The 23,097-nt window shown below is 65.4% G+C and carries 15 protein-coding genes; 10 read left to right on the top strand and 5 right to left on the bottom strand.

What is annotated here, in order from left to right; all coding sequences use genetic code 11:
* Positions 1-18: 18 nt before the first annotated feature.
* The 3 genes from CVV72_RS34275 to CVV72_RS34265 are packed head-to-tail and all read left to right on the top strand — an operon-like array spanning position 19 to position 5,048.
* Positions 19-1,698, top strand: coding sequence for a DUF4357 domain-containing protein (locus CVV72_RS34275; RefSeq protein WP_255632354.1), 1,680 nt, complete (start codon positions 19-21; stop codon positions 1,696-1,698).
* The gene (locus CVV72_RS34270; protein WP_219148155.1) at positions 1,695-2,900 is read left to right on the top strand and encodes an McrC family protein; all 1,206 of its coding nucleotides are present in this window, start codon (positions 1,695-1,697) and stop codon (positions 2,898-2,900) included. The genes CVV72_RS34275 and CVV72_RS34270 overlap by 4 nt, the downstream gene beginning before the upstream one ends.
* Before the next feature lie 3 nt (positions 2,901-2,903).
* Positions 2,904-5,048: a DEAD/DEAH box helicase gene (locus CVV72_RS34265; protein WP_219148153.1), complete on the top strand. Its 2,145-nt coding sequence runs from the start codon at positions 2,904-2,906 to the stop codon at positions 5,046-5,048.
* Here CVV72_RS34265 and CVV72_RS34260 read toward each other — a convergent pair.
* Both CVV72_RS34260 and CVV72_RS34255 read right to left on the bottom strand, forming a co-directional pair.
* A complete protein-coding gene (locus tag CVV72_RS34260; RefSeq protein ID WP_219148151.1) occupies positions 5,042-6,715 on the bottom strand; it encodes an N-6 DNA methylase in 1,674 nt (557 codons plus the stop codon). The genes CVV72_RS34265 and CVV72_RS34260 overlap by 7 nt on opposite strands.
* 86 nt (positions 6,716-6,801) lie before the next feature.
* Positions 6,802-9,624, bottom strand: coding sequence for a DEAD/DEAH box helicase (locus CVV72_RS34255; protein WP_219148150.1), 2,823 nt, complete (start codon positions 9,622-9,624; stop codon positions 6,802-6,804).
* 1,312 nt (positions 9,625-10,936) lie between these two features.
* On the opposite strand from CVV72_RS34255, the gene CVV72_RS34250 reads away from it, so the two are divergent.
* The 4 genes from CVV72_RS34250 to CVV72_RS34235 all read left to right on the top strand — a co-directional run bounded on the left by CVV72_RS34250 (position 10,937) and on the right by CVV72_RS34235 (position 18,922).
* On the top strand, positions 10,937-12,481 hold the full coding sequence (locus CVV72_RS34250; RefSeq protein ID WP_219148149.1) for a TIGR02677 family protein: 1,545 nt from the start codon (positions 10,937-10,939) through the stop codon (positions 12,479-12,481).
* Positions 12,478-13,671, top strand: a complete 1,194-nt coding sequence (locus CVV72_RS34245; protein ID WP_219148148.1) for a TIGR02678 family protein — start codon at positions 12,478-12,480, stop codon at positions 13,669-13,671. The genes CVV72_RS34250 and CVV72_RS34245 overlap by 4 nt, the downstream gene beginning before the upstream one ends.
* On the top strand, positions 13,668-17,705 hold the full coding sequence (locus CVV72_RS34240) for a TIGR02680 family protein (RefSeq protein WP_219148147.1): 4,038 nt from the start codon (positions 13,668-13,670) through the stop codon (positions 17,703-17,705). Before CVV72_RS34245 ends, CVV72_RS34240 begins: the two co-directional genes overlap by 4 nt.
* A gap of 77 nt (positions 17,706-17,782) precedes the next feature.
* The gene (locus tag CVV72_RS34235; protein WP_219148146.1) at positions 17,783-18,922 is read left to right on the top strand and encodes a TIGR02679 family protein; all 1,140 of its coding nucleotides are present in this window, start codon (positions 17,783-17,785) and stop codon (positions 18,920-18,922) included.
* Here CVV72_RS34235 and CVV72_RS34230 read toward each other — a convergent pair.
* Positions 18,919-19,305, bottom strand: a complete 387-nt coding sequence (locus CVV72_RS34230) for a cupin (RefSeq protein ID WP_219148145.1) — start codon at positions 19,303-19,305, stop codon at positions 18,919-18,921. The genes CVV72_RS34235 and CVV72_RS34230 overlap by 4 nt on opposite strands.
* Before the next feature lie 77 nt (positions 19,306-19,382).
* On the opposite strand from CVV72_RS34230, the gene CVV72_RS34225 reads away from it, so the two are divergent.
* The 3 genes from CVV72_RS34225 to CVV72_RS34215 all read left to right on the top strand — a co-directional run bounded on the left by CVV72_RS34225 (position 19,383) and on the right by CVV72_RS34215 (position 22,176).
* A complete protein-coding gene (locus tag CVV72_RS34225) occupies positions 19,383-19,949 on the top strand; it encodes a TetR/AcrR family transcriptional regulator (protein WP_219148144.1) in 567 nt (188 codons plus the stop codon).
* 119 nt (positions 19,950-20,068) lie between these two features.
* Positions 20,069-21,499: a UvrD-helicase domain-containing protein gene (locus tag CVV72_RS34220; RefSeq protein WP_219148143.1), complete on the top strand. Its 1,431-nt coding sequence runs from the start codon at positions 20,069-20,071 to the stop codon at positions 21,497-21,499.
* Entirely contained in the window at positions 21,496-22,176 is a 681-nt protein-coding gene (locus CVV72_RS34215; protein ID WP_219148141.1) for a DarT ssDNA thymidine ADP-ribosyltransferase family protein, read from the top strand. The genes CVV72_RS34220 and CVV72_RS34215 overlap by 4 nt, the downstream gene beginning before the upstream one ends.
* Here CVV72_RS34215 and CVV72_RS34210 read toward each other — a convergent pair.
* Together CVV72_RS34210 and msrA are read right to left on the bottom strand one after the other, a co-directional pair.
* A complete protein-coding gene (locus CVV72_RS34210) occupies positions 22,132-22,623 on the bottom strand; it encodes a molybdenum cofactor biosysynthesis protein (protein WP_219148139.1) in 492 nt (163 codons plus the stop codon). The two genes, CVV72_RS34215 and CVV72_RS34210, sit on opposite strands and share 45 nt — an antisense overlap.
* The gene (gene msrA, locus CVV72_RS34205; RefSeq protein ID WP_034305803.1) at positions 22,602-23,096 is read right to left on the bottom strand and encodes a peptide-methionine (S)-S-oxide reductase MsrA; all 495 of its coding nucleotides are present in this window, start codon (positions 23,094-23,096) and stop codon (positions 22,602-22,604) included. The genes CVV72_RS34210 and msrA overlap by 22 nt, the downstream gene beginning before the upstream one ends.
* Position 23,097 lies beyond the last annotated feature (1 nt).

Raw genomic sequence — 23,097 nt, 5'->3', positions numbered from 1 at the left:
CCGTCGTTCCCGGTCCACATGAACTCGTCCGACGCGCTTCGAAAGCGACTCATCGCTGATGGCAAGATCATCGATTCGAGCACATGGACGAACCACCTCGAGACGACCGAGGACATCACCTGCAATTCCCCCTCCGCCGCCGCAGAGATCTTGCTCGGCCGGGCCGCCAACGGCTGGCTTGAATGGAAGACAGCCGACGGCTATCCGCTCGGCGATTACATCAAGTCCCCATCGCATGGCCCTGCTCGGACATGGTTGGTCCGCGGATCCAACGTGTCCGGCTTCGACCTCGTCCAACGGCTGTGGCTGCCTGAAGGACGGGTGAGCGTCGCAGCCGGCCGCCTGCGCGACGGCCTCGAACAAGGCACGACCAAGGACGAGCTCCGGACCATCGTCGACGAGGACTACGAGTCCACCCTCACCTACAGCCAGCGACTTCGGCTCGTCGAGGAAGTACACGCGTTCCTCTCGAAGATGAAACCGGGCGACACGGTCTGCACGATCTCCAACGGACTGCTGTACGTCGGCGAGATCACCGGCGAGGCAGAGCAGATCGCATCGGACGGAGCGCGGTCTAACCTCCGACGCCCTGCGGAGTGGCAAAGCGTTGGCTATCCCTACGACAAACTCCCAGAGGAACTTCAGCAGAAGCTGTCCATCCAGCACGACCTTGTCGACCTCACATCAGTCGGTGCGCTCGTCACCGGGCTCGGCCGCAGTGACCAGGAGCTGTCAGAAGAAGCCGAGGAGTCCGAGGGGGATTCCAGCGCGGAGCTGGCCGCGCTGGTGGCTCGCCGAGAGTTGGAGTTGCCCGAACCGACCAAGGAACTCGCGGATGAGCTGCTCGTCCACGACGTCGAGTGGCTTCGGGAAGTCCGGGATCTGCTCTGGGACGATCGGCAGCTCATCTTCTACGGACCGCCGGGAACCGGCAAGACATACCTGGCGCTCAAGTTGGCCGAGTACTTCGGTGGCGGCCCCGAGCAAGTCAAGCTCGTGCAGTTCCATCCCTCCTACGCCTACGAGGACTTCTTCGAAGGCTTCCGCCCCCAGGAGGATCCGAAAACTCGCGAGGTCGCCTTCCGGATCACCGACGGGCCGCTACGCGAACTCGCCGACCTTGCTTCCCGCGAGGGCAACCGACACGTACCTCACTTTCTCGTGATCGACGAGATCAACCGGGCCAACCTCGCGAAGGTGTTCGGCGAGCTGTACTTCCTGCTGGAGTACCGCAACAAGTCGGTACGGCTCACATACTCGGGCAACGATTTCGCGCTGCCGTCGAACCTGTTCCTCATCGGCACCATGAACACGGCCGACCGCTCCATCGCACTCGTCGACGCCGCGATGCGCCGCCGCTTCTCTTTCGTCGAGCTTTCCCCTGGGACGGAGCCGACCAGTGGGTTGCTGCGCCGCTGGCTCGACCGGGAAGGCCGGAACACCGAACCCGCAGACCTGCTCGAAGCCGTGAACGCCCGCATCACCGACCCGGACTTCCAGGTCGGCCCTTCCTACCTGATGAAGAAGGGCGTCTACCGCGACGGCGGGTTGGAACGCACCTGGCGGACGAAAATTCTCCCCCTCCTCGAAGAACATCACTACGGCGAGGGCGTGAACGTCGAGCAGCGGTACGGTTTGCGCGCACTCCGGGCTTCCCTCGCACCCTTGCCCCAAGCGGAAGAGCCCACTCCACCGTGACCGTCCTCCGGCTTGCTGAGCACGGCGCCACGGTGTCGGTACCACTCGATGACCTCGCCGGTCGCGCGCTCGCCGCTTCTCGGGTTGTCGAAGCAACACCGGACCCGTTCGCTGCCGGGCAATGGCGTGTGCGAGCCAAAGGTACGGTCGGAGTGGCCACAATCCACGTGCCCGACGGTGGCACGGTCACACTCCGGATCGCGCCGAAGATTCCCGTTGCCAGGCTTCTGTTCCTCATCGGATTCAGCAGGAGCGCGAAGGGATGGCGCACCGATGATGTGCAGGTAAAGGAAGACAGCGACCTGCTTCCGGTGCTCGCACGGCTATTCACCGCACAGGCCGGCGAAGCGTTGCGTCAAGGACTGCTCAAGGGTTACCGGCACACCGAGGAGACCGCTCTCGTGATGCGTGGTCGGGTTCTCATGTCGGAGCAGGTTCGCCGACATCACGGCCGACTCGTCCCACTGGAGATCGGACACGACGAATTCACCAGTGACATCGCCGAAAACCGCTTGATTCGCGCCGCATGCGAACGGCTGCTCAGTCTATCTGACGAGATTCCCGACGCCGTTCGCGGACGACTGCTGCGACTACGCGCCCGTTTGGCTGACATCACGCCAATCCGACGCGGCGACAACCTGCCACCGTGGCGACCGAGTCGACTCAACGCGCGTTACCACCGGGCATTGCGGTTGGCCGACATCGTTCTACGCGGAGCTTCGGTCGAGCACGACCCGGGGGACGTGACGGTGAACGGTTTCCTTTTCGACATGGCACGGGTCTTCGAAGACTTCGTCACAACAGCGCTGCGTGACGCGCTGGCCACGAGCCACGGCTACTGTGTATTGCAGGCCAGACACCACCTTGACGAGCGCAACGCCATTCGCGTGATCCCTGATTTCGTCCGCTATGCCGAAGATGGAACCCCGATCGCTGTCGCTGACGCGAAGTACAAAGCCGAGAAACCCGATGGGTTCCCCGATGCCGACCTCTACCAGATGCTGGCATACTGCACTGCCTTGAATCTCTCGAACGGCCACCTCATCTATGCAAAAGGCAGTGCCGCGCACGGTTCTCACCACGTCAAACACGCGGGAATCACCATCCATCAACACACGATCGAACTCGACCTGCCACCGACAGAACTGCGTCGTGAGATCGAAGGCCTGGCCCGTCACCTCGATCCGGAGATAGGATCCTGAACCATGCCGCACCTCGCGTTCGCCAACAGTTTCTGGCAGACCTATGACGTGCTGGAAAGGCAGGTCAAGGCCGGCGTGCGCAAGGCGATGGAAAAGTTCCAGCTGCTGACCGTCGCGGAGCTGTATGCTGACAAGGGCCTACACCTGGAATCGGTGGACAAGTCACGGGATCCACGGATGCGCACCATCCGGATCACCGACTTCTGGCGTGGTGTCGTCCTCGCCCCTGACGATGGAAGCGACATCTTCCTGCTGCTGAACGTGGTACCTCACGACGACGCTTACACGTGGGCGGCCAAGCGCGTATACACCGTCAATACCGCCACGCGAGCCCTCGAGGTACGGAACGTCGTGGCCATCGAGGAGCTGACCCCTCCGCTGGAACAGGCAGCAGCTGCAGCGCGAAGCCTGTTGTTCGCCAAGCATTCTGACACCGTGCTGCGCGACCTCGGTATCGACGACCAGGTATTACGCGCTGCACGGGCGATCACGGACAAGCCGCAGCTTGAGGCATTTGGCGGTCTGCTGCCCGAGGACCAGTTCGAGGTCTTGCAATTTCTCGCCGAGGGCTTCACGCCGGAGGAGGTCTACCGGGACGTTGTTGGCGAACGCCGTCCCACTGATGTCGTCGACGACACGAACGACAGTTTGGCAAGGGCAATCGTCAACACGGCCGGCCGTATCACGCTCGTCACGAGTCCGGATGAGCTCGCCGACATCCTCGACAAGCCTTTCGCTGCATGGCGTGTGTTTCTGCACCCGTCCCAGCGCCGCGTCGCCTACAGGGTCTCCTTCAACGGACCAGCGCAGGTTACGGGCGGGCCGGGTACCGGTAAGACAGTGGTCGCTCTGCACCGCGTCAAACATCTGTTGTCCCGTTCTCCGGACAGCCAAGTCCTGCTCACCACCTTCACCAACGCGCTGGCCCGAACTCTGCGCGAGAACCTGGCCCTCCTTCTTGCCGACGACGAGCTGCTTGCCCGAGTACAGGTCACCACAGTCGATGCCTTCGCGAATCGTGTTGTCCGGGATACCACCGGAGTGGCGCCCTCCCCCATCACAGACACCGAAGAGCGGCAGGTCTGGCGACGAATCGTCCGTCAGCTCGAACTTCCGTGGTCCGAACAGTTCCTGATGCAGGAATTCCGCCACGTCGTGCTCGCCCAGCACGTCACCACCGAGGCGGAGTACCTGCTCGTCGAGCGGCGCGGCCGCGGTTCGGCGCTGCGTCCGGCACAACGAAAGCAGCTTTGGCGTGCCGTGGAGATGTTCCTCGCGGAACTGCGCGCTGCACGTAAGACCACTCATCTCGAGGTCTGTGTCCACGCAGCCGAAATACTCGACGGCCCCGATCGGCACCGCTTCGATCACGTGGTCGTCGACGAGGCACAGGACCTTCATCCGGCGCAATGGCGAGTACTGCGCGCCGCGGTGCCGACCGGCCCGGATGACCTTTTCATCACCGGTGATCCGCACCAGCGCATCTACGATTCGCGCGTCTCCCTCCGGGCGCTCGGCATCTCGGTAGCCGGCCGTAGCAGCCGGTTGCGCATCAACTATCGCAGCACAGCTGAGATCCTGGCCTGGTCGACCGGCGTGATGGCCGGGACGCCCGTCGAAGAACTCAGCGGCGACGGTGACGATCACCTGGCTGGCTACCGGTCACTACTGCACGGCAAACGGCCGAGCCTTGCCGGTCATCCCTCCGAGCAGTCCGAGGTCATGGGGCTGACGCAGCGCGTCCAAGAATGGATCGAACAGGGCGTGCTCCCCAGCGAGATCGCCGTCTGCACCCGCTTCAACCTGATGCTGGACAAGGTGCATGACGGACTCAACGCAGCGGGGATACCCGCCGTTCGGGTCCGGAATCAGCCGGACGCCGGAGTAGTCGGTGTGCGGCTGGCCACCATGCATGCCATGAAAGGACTCGAGTTCCGCTGTGTGGCAGTGACCGGGGTGACCTCAAAGGCCGTTCCGTTCGCGAAGGAGATCACGCCGCTGGAGGTTGATCGTCATCAACACGAGAGCGATTTGCTCAAAGAGCGCTGCCTGCTCTTCGTGGCATGCACCCGAGCTCGCGAAGCACTGGCAGTCTCCTGGAGTGGGGCAGCCAGCCCGTTCCTGCCGACTACGAACAGTCGCTACTGAGCCCTGGCGCTGTCGCCCGTCAGGCGTGGTTGCTGGGGCGTCTCCGGTTCGGGAAGGAGGGTGCCATGGGTCAGGCCATCGCGCGCCAGCGAAGCGGCCCGCTCACCCAGTTTCGCGAGATCGGCCAGACGCCGTTCAAAGTCGTCGAGCGCACGGAAGGCATCACCATAGGTCCGTTGATCATCGATGCTCATCTGGGGGACGCGTGCACCACGGACATCGGCCCGGAAACTACCGCTGCCACTGGTCGCACGCTTGGCATTCGCCATACTGCGCAGGAACCCGTTCAAGTAGCCGGTGTCGAGCTGATCAGTGACGGCCACCGCCGCACCGTCGGAAACCTCTACGAGACCGGCTCTGATCAAGTCGGCCATCCTGACCGTCGCACCGTCGATCGTCCCTGGTCCCGACGTCAGCGACGGCAACAAGCCCCGCAGCTCCCGGAGTCGACGGCCCAGTAGATCGCAGGTGGAGAGGTAGTCGGCCAGGTGATCCATCCGTGACGCAAGGACATGACGGCCAGGAGTCAAGTCGACTTCCTCGTCGAGCAGGTCCACCAGCGGCACATCCACGACCTGGTCCGGCTCCGGCTCGAAGGGACCCTCGGGAGCATTGACTGACAGGTCCACCATACGCACGGACGGCGTGGCCGGGCCCGAGGCGGCCGGCCGTGCCAGCACCCACAGGTGAACCGGCTGCGAATGTGACACCGCCACCCCCGACGGCAACGCGACGACCTGGGCTATTACGCCGCGGCGGACCAGCTCCGCCCGGATCCGGCGCCCTGCCTTCCGGTAAGCGACGGAAGCCGGCATCGCCACCACCGCCTGACCACCGGGCGCGACGTGCGCGTAGCAATGCTGCAACCAGGCCAGCTCGCTTTCGGCACGAGTAGGCACGCCGAATTCCCATCGAGGGTCGAGAAGCAACTCCTCACGCCCCCAATCGGCCACAGTGACCGGCGGGTCACACACTACGAGCGTCGCACGGAGGTCAGGCCATTGATCGTTCCGGAGCGAGTCACCGACTTTGATCGTGACAGAAGCGTTCCCGCCGATCGCCGCGCGCAAGGACGTGAACCGCGCGGCCGCCGGGTCCAGCTCTTGAGCCACCAGCGTCGTTCCCTGACTGCTCCCAAGTGCGAGCAGCAGGGACCCGACCCCACAAGCCGGATCGAAGACAGTTCCGCCGACCTGGCCGGCGAAATGGCGGATCGCCTGAATGAGACGATCCGACGACCCGTGGTCCGTGGCGGCCCGCCCGGACGAGCCAAGAAGCCTCTCTGTGAGTGCGGCAACCACCTCGGCCGATGAGCGTTCTTCCACGAAGTCGAGGACCAACGACCGAAGCCCCGGCTCCAACACTTTGGACTCACCGGTGAGCAGCAGGTCACAGATGTCGGCGAGGCCCGAAAGCACGTCCTCGTCGTACTCGCTGCGCAGAGCCTGCCAAACCAGGACCTCAAGGGAAACGTCATCGCTCTTGCCGTGGCGGCTGAGCCACGCATCCACCTCAGGCCGCGCATACAGGACTCGGCCGCCGGTCCCACTTGACGGCTGGGGGAAGTCCGGATAGCGCTTACGCCAATTCGAGACAGCAGCTCGCGTCACCTTTGCCAGTTGCGCGATCTCCGCGGCCGTGACCAGCGATGAAGACTCCAGAGCCATGCGACAGACTGTACACGCCGCAGGCCTCCGACCAACCTTCAAGCCGTTAGCGTCGTCAACAGGCTTCTACCTTAGGAGCGGCCCAGTCAGGGCAGGATTCCGTTGTACGCGGCTGCCCAACCGTGACAGTGGTAGTCCCCACGCGGGCTGAAGACGGCCACGCCCTGCGAGTCCCCAGCATTCGCAGCAGGGAAGGCGAGGCAGCCTTCGTCCTCGGATAGCCGATATTCGTCACCAGCCCAGATCACGACGCCGGACCCTGTCGGCATTTCGACGACTACGTGGGCATCACCGTCGGGGCGCACGTCGGCGCCGGTGCATCGATCGCGGAGCAGGCCGACATAGCCGGTGCGATCCAAGCGGCAAAGCCGAGGGGTTCCGCCGATCGGCCAATCGGGATTGCTCACGCCGGACCTACGCGCCGCGTCGTACAGCTGCGGCACCAGACGATCCGCGTGTTCTCGGGTCGCCATCTGTTCACATATCCAGAGCAGGCGTCCCGCGCCTCGCGGCGGAGCCGATGCTCGCCACCGGATCCGGCGGCCGAGGTCGGCCGCGGTGACGGCGATCCATGGGTGGACCGTGCCGAGGCGTCCTTGCTCTGCCAGCCACGCGAAGTACCGCGGCGCCTCGGTCAAGATCGGGTAGAGGATCGAAGCCGGGATCCCGCCGACGCTCCGCCGCACTCGGGTGAACATCTCCGGGGAGTTGGCGACGAGCAGGAAAGCGACTTGCGCGAGGTCACCGGGATCACACCCTGATGACGGGCCCTGCTGCCCATCGACACGATCAGGATGGCCTCCGGCATCCCGTAACCGAGCGACGTGTGGGCGCAGTTCATCGGCGACCGGTGCTTCAGCGAACTGCGGCACCAGAGAGCCGACGGCGCGCGCCAAGAATCTTTCCGCATCGTCTGGGTTGTCCGGAACATTCTGTTCGGCGAGCCAGCTGGCGATGTCGGTTCCGGTCTGCACTCCGACCATGAGCCTCGTGGTGAGTGTTCCCAGTTCTGTGACGGCGAGGGTGACCGTGTCGTCGTCTTGTGGAACTTCGGTCAGGAAACCTCTCTCACAGAGGAGGTCGAGTGCGGCATGGACCGGCGCGACATCGCGTGTGCCCTGGTGGTCGGCCAAGGTTCGAAGCCACCATTGCTCAGCGTCGGCCACGCTGTGGATGCGGCCCTGGGCAGCCTCGGCAAGCAGATGGTCCGGCAGCGTGCCCGCGATCTGTGAGCGCACCGTGTAGCCATCGACGAGGCGCTGCTGCCAGGCGGAGCGATCTTCTTCGGCGACTACGAGGTACGCCCAGCCTTCGCTCTCCCCAGCACCGACGCGGCCGGCTCGGCCGAACATCTGCTGCACGGTCGCGACGCCGATGGTCGCCGTGCCGAGCTGGGTGTCCCGGACGACGACCGCGCGTGCGGGCAGATTCACGCCGGCGGCGACAGTGGTCGTCGCAACAAGCACGTCGAGTTCGCGCGCGCGGAAACCTCGTTCCGCTGCCGACTTGTACTCCCATTCCTTGTAGTGGATCCCAACCCGCGCAGAAGTACACACCCGCTCGAGACGGTCCAGATCGTCGGCGTGAACGCCACGGGTGTCGGCACCACGTGCGGCAGCGATGGCGAGCGCGGTGGCTCGAACGTTACGTTTGCTGCCGCAGAACACCAGTACGCTTCCGTTATCGCGACTGATGAGCTCGGTGATCGCGACGGCCTTTTCGGTACGCGCAGTCTGTTCCATGGCGCGATTGCCTGCACCGCGTATGACAGGCAGCTGCCAGGTGAGCCTGCTCGGCCGCCACGATGTCGCGACGAGACGAGCGCCCAACCACGTGGCGATGTCGGCGGCGTTCGCGACGGTGGCCGAGAGACCGACGATCCGGACGCCTGAATCACCTCCACGGACCCGTGCGAGCAGCGCTTCGAGCAGCGGACCCCGCACCGGGTCCCCGAGCAGGTGGATTTCGTCGACGACGAGGCAGGCGACCTCCGCCAGTGCCTCCCTCATCGACGCGGTGCGGCACACCGACTCGAACTTCTCGGTCGTGGCGACCCAGAGGTGGGCTTCACGGATCTTCTTCAGATCTGTGACCTGCTCGCCGGAAAGTCGCTCCACCTTCAGGCCGAGTTCCTTCCACGACGCGAGCTCTCGTTCGAGTTCATCTGTGAGTGAGCGCTGGGGAACCAGCCATGCCGCCTTACTTCCCTGATCGACCAGCGCTTTGATCACCGCGAGCATGCCGATCACCGTCTTGCCCGCACCGGTCGGGGCGGTCACGATCACATTGCCCTTCGAATCGGCGATCACCGGCGCCGCCTCGGCTTGTGCCGGATTGAAGGTCGGAAATGGCAAGTACCGCACCCACTCGCCAGGAACCAGCGCACCGGCTTCAATCGGCGTCCACTCCGTCAAGTGGGGGTTCGCATGCGCGTGCCACATGAGTTCGAAAGCGTCACGGGCAGCGCGTCCATCCGTGCCGGCCTGCCCGGGTACCACCTGCAACGGGCCGAATTCCCCGCCGGGGCCGACCGTTGAGATCACCTCGTCTTCCAACCAATAACGCACCTGCCGCCAAGCGATTCCTGCTTCGTCGAGCTTCGCTCGCAATGGCTCGAAGTCGGGCGAAGCAGGCATCAACACCTTTACATCCGCAGTAGGTGGCTGCCGGGAAATCCTGGCTTGGGGGTTGGTCGTCTTGACCCAGTGCAGGAGACGGTGCTCGACAACAACAGGTTCGAAGCCGCCATTTCCGGATGCGATGACCCGAGCGTCTCGATTGGCGAAAATGGCACGCACATAGCCGTCGACCTCGTCGGCGCGGATGGAGCGGATACGCAGCTCACCGGGCTCTGCGTCACAGTCCAGATCGAAATCTGCTGCGGGATCCAGCAGCTCCTCTGGAGCCATCAGCTGCGCGTAAGTACGAAGCCCCAGGTCACGAAGCCGATAGGCCGCTGAACAAATCGGGCAGACGACCGCGACCAAGTATCCGGCCCTCTTTCCGGGCTTCCGGTTGGGCCCGTCATATGATCTCCGAAACGTATGTAGCGGTTCAGCGCATTCTGGGCACCGTCGCGGGCTTTCCTCTGCATACGCCCAGCCGGAAGTGTCGAACCACTGTGCAGTCGTACCGATACGAACACCCCAGCGCTGATGTACGACCTCGCCGAGAGTGGTGCGGTCATCGCTTTGCCGAGGGGGCGCGGCGGGTGGTTTGATCAGCTGGCCATACCTTTTCAAGCCCAGTCTGGCAAGGTCTCGGATGACCCGACAGGTGGGACAGATAATCGCGATGTACCGGTACTCCTTGCCCGCACTCTGGTACGGCTTACGCATCGTGTGCAACTGCCCGTCACACGTCGGACAAGGGAAAGAGACCGGCTGCTCGTAGGTCCAGCCGTCCTCACCGAACCGCCCTCCAGCAGGCTCGAGACTGATTCCCCAAAGAGCTTCCGCGATGTCGGTGATCGCGGAACTCGCAGATTGCTGTCCGGTCATCGGCGTCCTCCCCTACGCTTGACAACGACACAGGGTACCGACAAACCTCGGGCCTGAGGACTTCGCTCAAAAGAGTGGCCGAGCCAGCCTCCCGGAACACCCCATTTCAGCACCGAAGACTCCTATCTGGGCGCAGAGCCGGGGCAACGGTTCCGCATCCGGGAGACTGCGGTACGCGGTGGTGAGGCCAAGCGGGAAAAAGATGTCGGCGAGCCCGACCTCCGCTGTGCCGAAGTTCGACGCAACAGAGGACGCCGAACTCTCACAGCCGACCTCCCACACCGTGACCGGATGGCCGAGCACAGTGGCTTCGTCGTGCGGCGTAAATTCTTCGTCCAGAACGCCGCTGAAAGCGCATGAGGTCATCGGGCTCGGCCGCGCCCAGCTGTTACTGCTCAGACGAGCGGACCGGGGTATGGACGTTTCAGCTCGAAGTCTGCTCGCGGCTGACGACTCGTGCAGTAATTGGCGGAGTTCAGCGCGTTCATGAACCAGCTTGCCGAGCACGAGCTACCCGCGGCGATGACGACATTGCTGGATGGCGTCACTCGGCGAATCAGAGTCTACCGATCTGGGGCCGCGCGAGTGATCGAATTCGGCGATCCGGAAGCTCGGCTACGTCCTGCCGTCTTGAGCTCGCTGAGCAGGATGCAAAAGCGTGCTGACCAGGTGCCCGGAGGGGCGCAACCGGAACTGTCGGTGCCCTCCCCATAATGGGATCGTGGCCGCCGACCAGGAACCTCAACCGTTCGCGCACCTGAGTGCGCCGAACGCGGCGCTCTATCGCGACGTCCTGTTGACGTTCGCGCGGGCGAGGGACCGGTTCATCGTGCACATGCGCCCCGAGGACGTCGCGACGGACCTGGGCAGGCCTGGCGACATCGAGCAGATCGCGGACGCGCTGGACAAGCTGGTCGACTGGGGCAACTTGCGGGCCGACCCCGACACGAGCCGGGTGACCAGCGTCGCCGACTTCCATCGCGCTCGCTATCTCTACCAGCTCACCTCGGCGGGTCAGGCCGCCGAAGAGGCACTCGCGGTTTATGACCAGGCGCTGGGCCGCCGCGGGTCGTTGCAATCGGTGGCACTGGAGGACATCGCCGCCCAGCTGCGGGCGCTCGTGGAGCTGGCCGGCGCGCGGGAGCTCGATCCGGCGAAGGTGCATCTGCTGCTGCTCGCGCTCGCCGAACGGTTCACCGGCTTGGCGGACAACGCGCAGGCGTTCATGGCGTCGCTGCGCCGTGTCATCGATTTCGCCGATGGAGACGTGGAGGCGTTCGTCGCGTACAAGCAACGGTTGATCGACTACGTCAACCGGTTCATCGCGGATCTCGCGAACCGGGGCGCGGAGATCGCCACCTTGCTCGGCCGGATCGAGGAAACCGGCGTGGAACAACTGCTCATGGTGGCCGCGAAACGCGAGGCGGCGGATGTCGCGCCGGACGATCATGAGAACGCGGCCGCCATCGGGAATTGCCATGACACTTGGCGAAATCGCTGGCGGGGGCTGCACGACTGGTTCGTCTCGGCCGATTCTCGCCATCAGTCGCAGGCTCGGCTGCTCCGTGGCGCCGCTGTCACGGCGATCACCCAGCTCATCGACACGGTGGCCGCGCTAAACGAACGTCGCTCCGGACGTTCCGATCGGTCGGCTGATTTCCGGACCTTGGCACGGTGGTTCGCCGAGGCCCCGGACGATGGCGCGGCGCACCGCCTGTGGCGGACGGCGTTCGGGCTGGGTTCCGCGAGGCATCTCACCGCCGACCACGAAACCGTTGCCGCGTGGGAAGAAGCGCAGCCCGCGCCGGGGACACCCTGGCGGGAGGCGCCCGGCGTGCACATCAGCCCGCAATTGCGCAAAACGGGATCCTACGAGCGACGCGGCCAGCCCAACCGGGTCACGGACCGGACGGAACAGCGACGGATTCTCGCCGAGCAGGCGGCTTTCGAATCCGAGCAGGTCACCGAGGCGCGAGAGCGGTTGGTGACGCCGGGGCCGATCCGGCTGTCGACGCTCGGCGAACTCGATACTCGGGCGTTCCGGCTCTTCCTCGGCCTTCTCGGCGACGCGCTCTCGGCCCGCGCCCCCGGTGACCACGAAGTCCGCACCACCACCAGCGACGGCACGATGGAGATCCGGCTCACCGTCGTGCGTGGCGGCGGAACGGTGCGAATCGACACCGAGGACGGTGTGCTGAGCGGACCGGAGCACCTGATCGAGATCATCGACCTTGTCGGACGCGGCCGAGTGGAAGCGATCGCGTGACCGCGCCCGTCGACGAAAGCGTCGCCCAGAAACGGAAAGCCCTGCGGGCACTGCTCGCCAAACCGTTGTTGACAGCGGGCGCGGACGACGAAGTCCTGCGCTTGGTCAGGCGTCACGCGGCGGAGCTGCGTGACTGGCTTTCCCTCGAGACGGGATGGCGGCTGACGGTCGGCGCCGAGTCCGCCCGGCTGTTCAAAACCGCGCCGACGTTGACCGACCGGACACATCCGGCGCGGGACGGGAAAGGCAAACCGCCGTTCGGCCGTCGCAGGTACGTCCTGCTCTGTTTGGCGCTGGCCGTCTTGGAACGCGCCGACGCGCAGATCACCCTCGGCCGCCTCGCCGAAGGTGTGCTCGCCGCCGCGGGTGACCCCGAGCTGGTCGACGCGGGTGTGTCGTTCACGATGAGCAGGCGTGACGAACGTTCGGATCTCGTCGCGGCGGTCAGGCTGCTGCTCGCCTGGGGTGTCCTCGAACGTGTCGCCGGCGAGGAAGACGCCTACCTGAGCGACAACGGGGACGTCCTGTACGACGTACAGCGCCGAGTGCTGGCCGCGCTCTTGACCAGTGGCCGGGGCCCTTCGACGATCAACGCCGCCGATTTCGAAAGCAGGCTCGAAGAGCTTGCCTACGAACCCATCGCCGACACCGACGATCTGCGCAACCGAGCCTTACGCCACCGGCTCACTCGCCGCCTGCTCGACGATCCGGTGGTCTATTACGACGAGCTGCCCGATGACGAACGCGCGTACCTGACCGGCCAGCGGCACGCGATCACGCACCGGATCGAGGAAGCCACGGGACTGGTCGCCGAAGTCCGCGCGGAGGGCGTCGCCATGGTCGACCCAGACGACGAACTGACCGACGTGCGCATGCCGGAGCAGCGCACCGATGGTCACGTCACCTTGCTCGTCGCCGAGTATCTCGCGACACGCAACGGGCCGGTGCCGATCGAGCGAGTGCTGGCATATGTCCGGAAAATCGCCCGTGAGCACGCTACGTACTGGCGCCGCGGAGTCACCGAAGAAGGCGCTGACGAGGAACTCCTCGCCATCGCGTTGCACAAGCTGCGTGCGCTGCGGCTCGTCGAAGATTCCGAAGGGGATCCGCCGATGGTGCGCGCGCTGCCCGCGATCGGCCGTTATCGGCTCGACGCGCCCACCATTCGGGAGAGGAGGACCGGAAAATGACTTTGCCCGTTCCGGGCAGGGCCCGCTGGCAACCACTTCGCGCCGGCCTGGTCGACCTGTTCTACTACGATCTCGAAGAGTTCCATTTTCACGACGGCCGCTTGCTGCTGCGCGGCAACAACGGAACCGGCAAGTCCAAGGTGCTCGCGCTCACCCTTCCGTTCCTGCTCGACGGCGAATTGTCGGCGCACCGGGTGGAGCCGGACGGCGACCGCAACAAACGCATGGAATGGAACCTGCTGCTCGGCGGGAAACATCCGCACAACGAACGCCTCGGCTACACCTGGCTGGAATTCGGCCGTGTCCTTCCCGACGGGAGCGCCGAGTACCGCACGATCGGCTGCGGCCTCAAGGCCGTCGCCGGACGCGGTATCGCCAGGCACTGGTTCTTCGTCACCGACCAGCGCGTCGGCCGGGACCTCTCCCTGGTGAGCCCGACCAGGGTGGCGTTGACCAGGGAGAAACTCAAGGACGCGGTCGACGGGCACGGCCTGGTGTACGACACCGCGTCGGAATACCGGCGGGCGGTGGACGAGGCACTGTTCGGGCTGGGGACACACCGCTACGAAGCCTTGGTCAATCTCCTGATCCAGCTACGGCAACCGCAGCTGTCGAAGAAACCGGACGAGAAATTGCTGTCCAGAGCGCTCACCGAGGCGCTCCCGCCGCTCGACCCAGCCTTGGTGGCCACGGTCGCGGAGGCATTCCGTGGACTGGACGAGGAACGGGAGACGTTACGCGCCCTCGCCGAGGCCAAGGCGGCGGCGGAACAGTTCCTCACCCATTACCGACGGTATTCCCGGATCGCGGCCAAACGCCGGGCGGCACCGGTCCGCCACACCCACAGCAGATATGAACAGCTCGGCCGTGAGCTGGGTGAAGCCGAGGCCGCTTACGAAAAGGCGACGCTGGCACTCGAAGGAATACAACGGTCGCTCGCCGAGCTGGCGACCGCGAAAATCCGGCTGGAGGCACGCCGCACCGCGTTGCAGAGCAGTCCCGAAATGCGGGACGCCGAAAACCTGAAAAAGGTGGGGGAAGAGGCCGAGAAGCTCTCGAAATTCGCCGTCGAGCGGGAACGCGACCTGACGTCGGCCGTCGAGAATCTGCGGCGCCGTGAAGAGCAAGCCGAGACTGCACGGCGAACGACGGAAGCCGACTCGGAGATTTTGGCGCGGGCCAAGGACATCGCGCGCGAGGCCGCCGAGGCCGCGTATGTGGCAGAGGGACATGCCGCTGTCGTCGCCGACGAAGACGAGCGAGCCGGGCAGGCCCTCATCGAACGGCAGACCAAGGCTGTCGAGCAGCTTCACCGGCTGCTCGACGCCGCGACGCAAGCCGAGGCCGCGTTGCGTTCCGCACGCGAAAACGTGGACCGGATCACCGCCGAGCAACAGGGCGCCGCCGAGCGGATCAGGGCGGCCGAGGAGAGTGTCGTCGGACATGGTGCGGCGCTCGTCGCCTCCTACCGCTCATATCTGGCCGCGACCGAGCAATTCGCCCTGTCCGATATGGACGGCCTGCTCGACTCGCTGGACTCGTGGACCGAAACACTGTCCGGCGCCAACCCCGCCGCGTCGGCCGTGGAAGAAGCCGTGCTGCGGGCGACCTCTGAACTCGGTCGCCGACAAGCCACCCTCGACGCCGAGCGAGCGGCGGCGGGAAGCGAGCGGCAAGCGATCGCCGCCGAGATCGCCCGGCTCGAAGCGGGCGGTCACGACGCTCCGCCAAGGCCGTACACCCGTGACGAAGAGGCACGTGCGACGCGCCCCGGCGCTCCACTGTGGAAGGTCGTGGACTTCGTCCCCGGTGTCGGCGCGGAGCACCGAGCCGGACTCGAAGCGGCTTTGGAGGCCGCTGGAATCCTCGACGCTTGGGTGACCCCGGACGGTGAACTGCACAGCACGCTGACCGGCGACGTGGTCGTCAAACCGGGCGACGCCGCACCGGCGGGCGGCCTCACCGCTGTGCTCGCGCCGGCGGTGGACCGGGCCGATCCACAAGCCGCGGCCCTGGATGACGACGTGGTCGCATCCGTCTTGCGCGCGATCGGTCTAGGTCCCGGCGCGGGCACTTGGGTCGCGGTGGACGGCAGGTTCGCCGTCGGCGTGTTGAGCGGGGCGTGGCACAAGGACACCGCCGGTTACCTGGGCGAGGGCGCGCGCGAAGCCGCGCGCAGGGAGCGCGTCCGTCGGCTGCGGGACGAAAGTGCCCAACTGGACCGGCGCCTCGCCGAGTTGGCGGACGCCGCCGAAAGCCTGGCGGCCCAGCGTTCCGCCCTCACCGCGGAACACCGGGCTCAGCCGAAGGACAACGATCTCCGCGACGCTCATGTCGTGCTCGCCGGTGAGCACGCGGCAAAACGCCGGATCGACGCCCGCCTCGGCGAAGCGGTCACCGTTTCCGGCGAGTGCGCTGGCACAGCCGAGCAGACTCGCGGAAAGGTGCTCGAGTTCGCCGGAGATGTAGGTCTGCCAACGGATCCCGACGAACTGACCCTGGTCCGCAAGGCGGTTGGTGACTACCGGGTCGCCCTGGCCGGGCTTTGGCCCGCGGCGCGGGCGCTGGCTCGGGCACGGGCCGGATCCGCCAAGGCCGAAGACGAACTGCGAGCCGCGGCCGAGCACCACGTGGAAGCGCAGGAGTCGGCCACGGAAGCCCGCGCCGATGCCGAAGTCGTGGCGGAACGGTACCGGGTACTGGTCGAGACCGCGGGCGCGGGAGTCGATGAGCTCTATCGAAAGCTCGCCGTGGTCGGTATGGAGCTGGACGAGCGCGACGCTCGCGAGAAGCAAGTACGAGAGTCAGAACAGGTTGCGCGCGAAGAGCGGGGTAACGCCAATGGGCGGCGCGAGACGCTTCGCGGTTCGATCTCGATCGCCGTGGCCGAACGTGACCAGGCCATCAATGAGCTGCGGGCCTTCGCGACTACGCGACTGTTGACGACGGCCGTTCCCGAAGTGGAATTCCCCGATCCCGGCAAGCAGTGGGCACCGAACCCGGCTGTCGCCCTCGCACGGGCCATCAACGCTTCGCTGGACGGCGTGGACGACGCGGACCGCCCTTGGGAGCTGGTGCAGCAGCGCGTATCCGCCGAGCACAAACTGCTGACCGACGCGCTGTCGAGGCACGGCCATTCGGTCGGCATGACCGTTCGGGACGGAATCATCGTCGTCGATGTGCTGTTCCAAGGGCGAACCCAGGACATTCCGACGCTGGTGGCCGCTTTGGCAGTGGAGAACGAGCAGCGCGCGAACCTGCTTTCGGCCAAGGAACGCGAAATCCTGGAGAACCACCTCATCAACGAAGTGGCGGGCACGCTGCAGGAATTGATCGGCAACGCCGAGGATCAGGTTCGGTCCATCAACACCGACCTGGAGGCCCGGCCGACATCGACCGGAATGCGTCTGCGGTTGCAGTGGCGTACTTCGCGAACGGCGCCTGGCGGGCTCGACCGGGTGCGAGACCGGTTGTTACGGCAGACCGCCGACGCCTGGAGTGCGGAAGACCGGACCGCCGTCGGCGGTTTCCTGCAGGAGCAGATCAACCGCGAGCATGCCGAAGACGCCGCGGGCGGCTGGGTCGAACAACTGACTCGCGCACTGGATTACCGGTCTTGGCACGAATTCGCGATCCAGCGCTACCAGGACGGCCAGTGGCGGTCGGCGACCGGACCGGCCTCGGGCGGCGAACGGGTTCTCGCCGCGTCGGTTCCGCTCTTCGCCGCGGCCTCCTCGTTCTACTCGTCTTCGGCGAATCCCCACACCCCGCGGCTGGTCGCGCTCGACGAAGCGTTCGCCGGGGTCGACGACGACTCACGAGCCAAGTGCCTCGGTCTGCTCGCCGCGTTCGACCTCGACGTCGTGATGACCAGCGAACGCGAATGGGGTTGCTATCCGCAGGTGCCCGGTCTGGCCATCGCCCAGCTCGCCCGGCGCGACGGTATCGACGCCGTGCTGGTGACCCCTTGGCGGTGGGACGGCCGCGAGCGTGTCCAGCTGCAACGGCCGCTCCCCCGCGTCCCGACTGCCTGATGGCCGATCTTGATCGCCTTCGCAGGCTCTTGGGCGGTGAGGAGACCGCGTGGCTGCTCGATCGCCTACGCCGTCGAATGATCGCTGACAGGCCGTTGAGCGGAGTCGTCACTCTCGGCTCGGCGACGCACGACCAGCGCAGGGCAATCGAGCGATTGCTCGGCCGCCGTGCCGGTACCGGCACTTCGCTGAGCGTTTCCCTCGACGAAGTCGACGCGGTGCTCCGTCGCAGCGGCGCGGCCCCGGGTGGGCTGGCCGACGCAGCCCGGCTACTGATCGGGGCCGTGCCATCCCGTGCGGCTGAGGCCACGGCCTGGTCGGCGGCTTTCAGCCCCCTGGACGAACTGGTCGCACGACGTCCCTTGCTGGCGACGTGGCGGGCGTGGTTGGACTCCACCGGGCTGATCCGGAGGCTGGCCGCCGATCCGGAAAGTGCTTCGGCGTTGGTCACCGCGGCTGTCCGCGTCCTCGCCGAGTTGCCCTCGAAGGGCATCGCGCTTGGCAGGCTCGCGGCGGAAACCACTGGCGACGCACATGGCCTGGACGACGGGCGTCCCTTGGCGACCGTCGTGCTTTCGGCGGCGAGGGTCCTTCGTGGCAGTCCACCGGCCGGAGACGGCACAGCGGGTGAACGCCGGACTTCCTGGGCGGCGGTCGGCGTACATCGTGACGAGCTGTCCTCGTCCGTGCTGTGCCTCGGCTTGCCCGGTGGCGTGGACACGGTGACCGGCCGCATGCTGGCGCTGGCGAAGGAGTCCGGCGAACCGTTTGTCCTGACGCTACGCCAGCTGACCACCGCGCGGCTCGGCGTCGGAGCCGGGATGGTGTCGGTGTGCGAGAACCCGATCGTCCTGGCGTCGGCGGCCGACGAGCTGGGTCACGGCTGCCCTCCTCTCGTCTGCGTGAACGGCCAGCCCTCGGCCGCGGTTTGGCGTTTGCTCGATCTCCTCTTGGCGGACGGTGCCTCATTCCGATACCACGGCGACTTCGACTGGGGTGGTATCCGGATCGGAAACACCCTGCGCGACCGGATCCCGTGGATGCCCTGGCGTTTCGATGCTTCGGCGTATTCCACTACGACCGCGGCAGGCGGTCCGCTGCCGGGAAGGCCGGCGGACGCGGCCTGGGATCCGAACCTGAGGCCGGCGCTGGAGCGACGGGGAGTGCGCATCGAGGAGGAACTCGTACTTCCCGCCTTGTTGGAGGATCTCCGCTAGGCCTCATGGAAGTCATCGAGGCGATGGGCTTCGGCTGAAGATTCCGTAGCGGCCAGCCAATGCGGATAGGTGACATAGACCAGTTCCGTGTCGTCATCGGCCACGTACACCACCTCGGTCCCCGACCGCAGGTAGATCACCTCGCCGGCCCGAGCCGTCACCGAACCCGAAGGTCCCTCGACGGTGAAAACGCCCGAAGTGATGACGAGAGCTTCGTCGTAGGTCATCTTCCACGGGTTCTTCTCTCCTTTCCCGTAGCGGGCGAAGCCGACGGACATCGCCGCGCCGCTGTCCTGCGCGAGGACGTCGGCCAGGAAGATCCGTTGGTCGAGCCGCTGGAACCAGGTCGAAGCGTCATCGCTCGTGAAGTGTTCGACGGACATCCGCATCTCCTAAGTGGAAGTTCTTCCATTTAGTTAACTGGAGAAAGTTCCACTTGTCCACCGACTAAGCTCGCGGGGTGCTTCCCATCGCAGGAGCCGGCACTCCAGAGCGGGCGGACGCGGCTCGCAACCGGCAGAAGATCGTCCACGCGGCGGCCAAGCTCGTCGCCGCCAAAGGGATCGCCGGACTCGCGTTGGACGAGGTCGCGGCGGAGGCGGGCGTCGGGATCGGGACCGTGTATCGGCGATTCCCGGACAAGGGCGCGTTGGCGCAGGCGTTGCTCGACGAGAACGAGCGCGAGTTCCAGAAGGCGTTCATCAGCGGGCCGCCGCCTCTCGGACCCGGAGCGCCGGCAGCCCAAAGACTGAAGGCGTTCATGGAAGCGTACGTCGACAGGCTCGAGACTCATGGCGAGCTGCTCATGGTCGCGGAGACCGAGACGCCGATGGCGCGGTTCGAGACCGGCGCGTACCGGCTGCACCACAGTCACCTGGTCGCGCTGATCAGCGAGATCGAACCAAAGACGGACGCGCATTTCCGGGCCGACGCGCTGCTCGCGCCTCTGGCGGCGGCACAGTACGTCCATCAGCGAAGAAGCGGCATGACGACAGAACGCATCAAGCACGGCCTGAGGAATCTGTGATCGATACACCGGACAGCTGGGCATGCCCACTGATTCCGAAGAACAAGGGCCCGGTATCTACTATTTCCGCAATTACATGACATACGCACGAAGCTTGATCAACATGAAATACTCCCCGAATGGGGAACAAGCTTCCTGAACCACAGGGACAGCAGCGCGAGGTCGTCTATCTGCGAGGCAAAGGACACTGCGTCGCACTGGGAGTGGCCGGTAGCGGAAAGACGGTCATGGCCGTTCGGCGGGCTCGTTACCTGGCAACCGTACCCGGACTGGGCGGACCAACCTTGCTCATCACGTTCAACGGAGCACTGGTCACATACCTGAAGAGTCTGGTGGACGAAGAATCCGGCGTCACCGTCGAGCAGTATCACGTGTTCGCGCGTCGCGTCCTTCGCGAGTTTTTCGAGAAGAACCCGCGGATCTGCGACGCCGCTACCAGAGAAAACTTGATAGCGCACGCGTTGAAGGATGTTCGACTCAGCGCGAGCGAACGCTCTGCGGCATTCAGGAAGCCTGTGCAGTTCTTCGCGGACGAGTTCGATTGGCTCGACGGCAACGGCATCGATGACTTCAGCGACTACTTGAGCGGTGAGCTCGAACGGGTCGGACGCGGATCGAACCTCCTCAAGGCAGATCGGCTGGTCGTCTCTAAGGTCTACCGTCGTTATCAAGAGCTCCTCGCCAAGAAAGGCTTCGATCTTGACTGGTCGGGCCTGGCAAGTGAACTCTTGCGCACCTTGAACAGCGAGGTGGCCGCCCACGGCTATCGGCATGTCGTGGTGGACGAAGGGCAGGACTTCACCCCGGAGATGATCCGATCGCTGGCCGCATTGATACCCGAAGACGGCTCCCTGACCTTCTTCGGCGACTATGCACAACAGATCTACGGCAGTCGGATGTCGTGGAAATCTCTTGGGCTCAAAGTCACCGGTGGGAGGCTGGTGCGGTTCGATCGCAACTACCGCAACACGCGCCAGATAGCACAGCTCGCGAAGGCCATATCCGATTATCCGAGATTCGGCGACGGGATCGAGCTGGTGAAGCCGACCGCCCCCGTCCGCACTGGCGAACCTCCAGTTCTGGACGAAGCCAAGTCGGAGTCCGACCTGATCAGGATGGCGGCGCGCTACGCCACACACCTCTGCTTCGACCGGAACACCCAGACGAAGGACCAGCGCGTGGCAGTACTCTCCAGGGATGACGCGCTGACCGAGCGAATCGCCAGGCTGGTGGACCGGCAGCGAACGATCAGGCTGCACAAGGGCATGACGAAATGGGACCAGTCTCCAGGCGTCTACTACGGTCCATACAGAGAGGCGCGGGGGCTGGAGTTCGACACCGTCGTACTCCCTCTCCGTGCTGAGGACGAGCTGCCGCCGGAGGCGACCATCGACGCCTTCGGGCTGGAAGAAGCCAAAGTGAGGCAAGCCCGTGAACTATACGTCGCCGTGACGCGGGCACGTATCGACGTCATCCTCATCCATCACGGCCGGTTGGCAAGCGTGCTTCCCGTTGCCGAGTCCGGCATCTATGAACTGATGAGCTCATGAACGACGTCCTGAACGAAGCCAGCCAGCGAGGCATCACCAGGTTGTGTCACTTCACCAAGGCGGTGAGTCTGGCGCACATCCTCGCGAGTGGAACCTTGCGAGATGCCGAGTATCTGCGAGAGTGCGCCGACGGATACCGCCCTACCGACGAACGCAGGCTGGACGGACACCTCGGTCACATCTCCTTCAGCATCGAATACCCGAATGCCTGGTACTTCAGGGAAGCGCGCAAGCGAGACGAGCAGTTCACCGAGTGGGCAGTACTGACGGTAGATCCGGTGCTGCTGGCCACACCGGGTACCAGGTTCTGTCCACACAACGCCGCAAGACACTCCGGCAGCGGTATCCAGGACGGCCTCGGCGGCTTCAAGGCGATGTTCGCCGAGCGTGTCGGGCAACGTGTACGCGAACCTCATCACCCGGCTTGGTGGCCGACGGACGATCAAGCGGAAGTATTGGTTCCAGGTCCCATCCCCATCGCCGCTGTCCGGAGTGTGATCCTCCAGAGCGATGAACAGGCGGCGCTGGAGAGCTTTCGGCTCCGCGAACTCGGGTTGCGGGAGTACCCGCCGTTCGTCATCGCACCTGGCCTCTTTGAGACGGACAAGCTGTCGACCCAGATCAGAAGGGGTTCAAGGCCGTTCGAACTCGCACACGGAGATCTCTACGGGACCTAGCCGCAGCACGCCGTCGTCCAGCGGCACGCACCGCTTCCCGCCGCGACCCCGCAAAGCACGGAAAGTGCCCGGAGGGTAGACGACGTCCATCCAAGCGCAGGGATTCGCGGGCCGGTGGACCTCGAAGCGCACCGGGCCGTCGCCCGAGTCCAAAGCCACCACCGAACCCCGCGGCAGAGCATCGACGTCGAAACCCGAGAGCACGATGTTCCGCCGGGCCAGCAGCGGATCACCAGGCACGGACGCAGAGAAGAGCGTGACCGCGGCCGAGCGATGCGCGGGATGGTTGAAGTAGCGATCCCCGATCAGCCCCAGTCCCGCGCGCACCTCGACATGGTCGCGCGAGACCGGGGACGGATCAGGGCGCGGCCCCGAGGAGGGACGGCCCTCGTACGCATGCACCGAAGAGACGTGCAGCGCGACGATCAGCGCTCGCCGAGCTGCCATTCCGGCCGCACGTAGTGGCAGGTGTAGCCGTTCGGGATGCGCTCCAGGTAGTCCTGGTGCTCCGGTTCGGCCTCCCAGAAGTCACCGGCCTGGGTCACCTCGGTGACCACCTTGCCCGGCCACTTGCCGGAGGCGTCGACGTCCGCGATCGTCTGCTCGGCGACCTGCTTCTGCTTGTCGTCGGTGTAGAAGATCGCCGACCGGTAGCTCGTGCCGATGTCGTTGCCCTGGCGGTTGCGGGTCGTCGGGTCGTGGATCTGGAAGAAGAACTCCAGGATCTGCCGGTACGAGAGCTGCGCCGGGTCGAAGACGATCTCGATGCCTTCGGCGTGCGAGCCGTGGTTGCGGTAGGTCGCGTTCGGCACGTCGCCACCGGTGTAGCCGACCCTGGTGGAGACGACCCCGGGGTGCCGGCGGAACAGGTCCTGCATACCCCAGAAGCAGCCGCCCGCGAGAACAGCCTTTTCCGTCACT

This window comes from Amycolatopsis sp. TNS106 (assembly GCF_019330265.1).
GTDB classification, from domain to species: Bacteria; Actinomycetota; Actinomycetes; order Mycobacteriales; family Pseudonocardiaceae; genus Amycolatopsis; species Amycolatopsis lurida.
The sequence above is the reverse complement of the archived record's forward strand: the minus strand, read 5'-3'. Positions and strand labels throughout refer to the sequence as shown.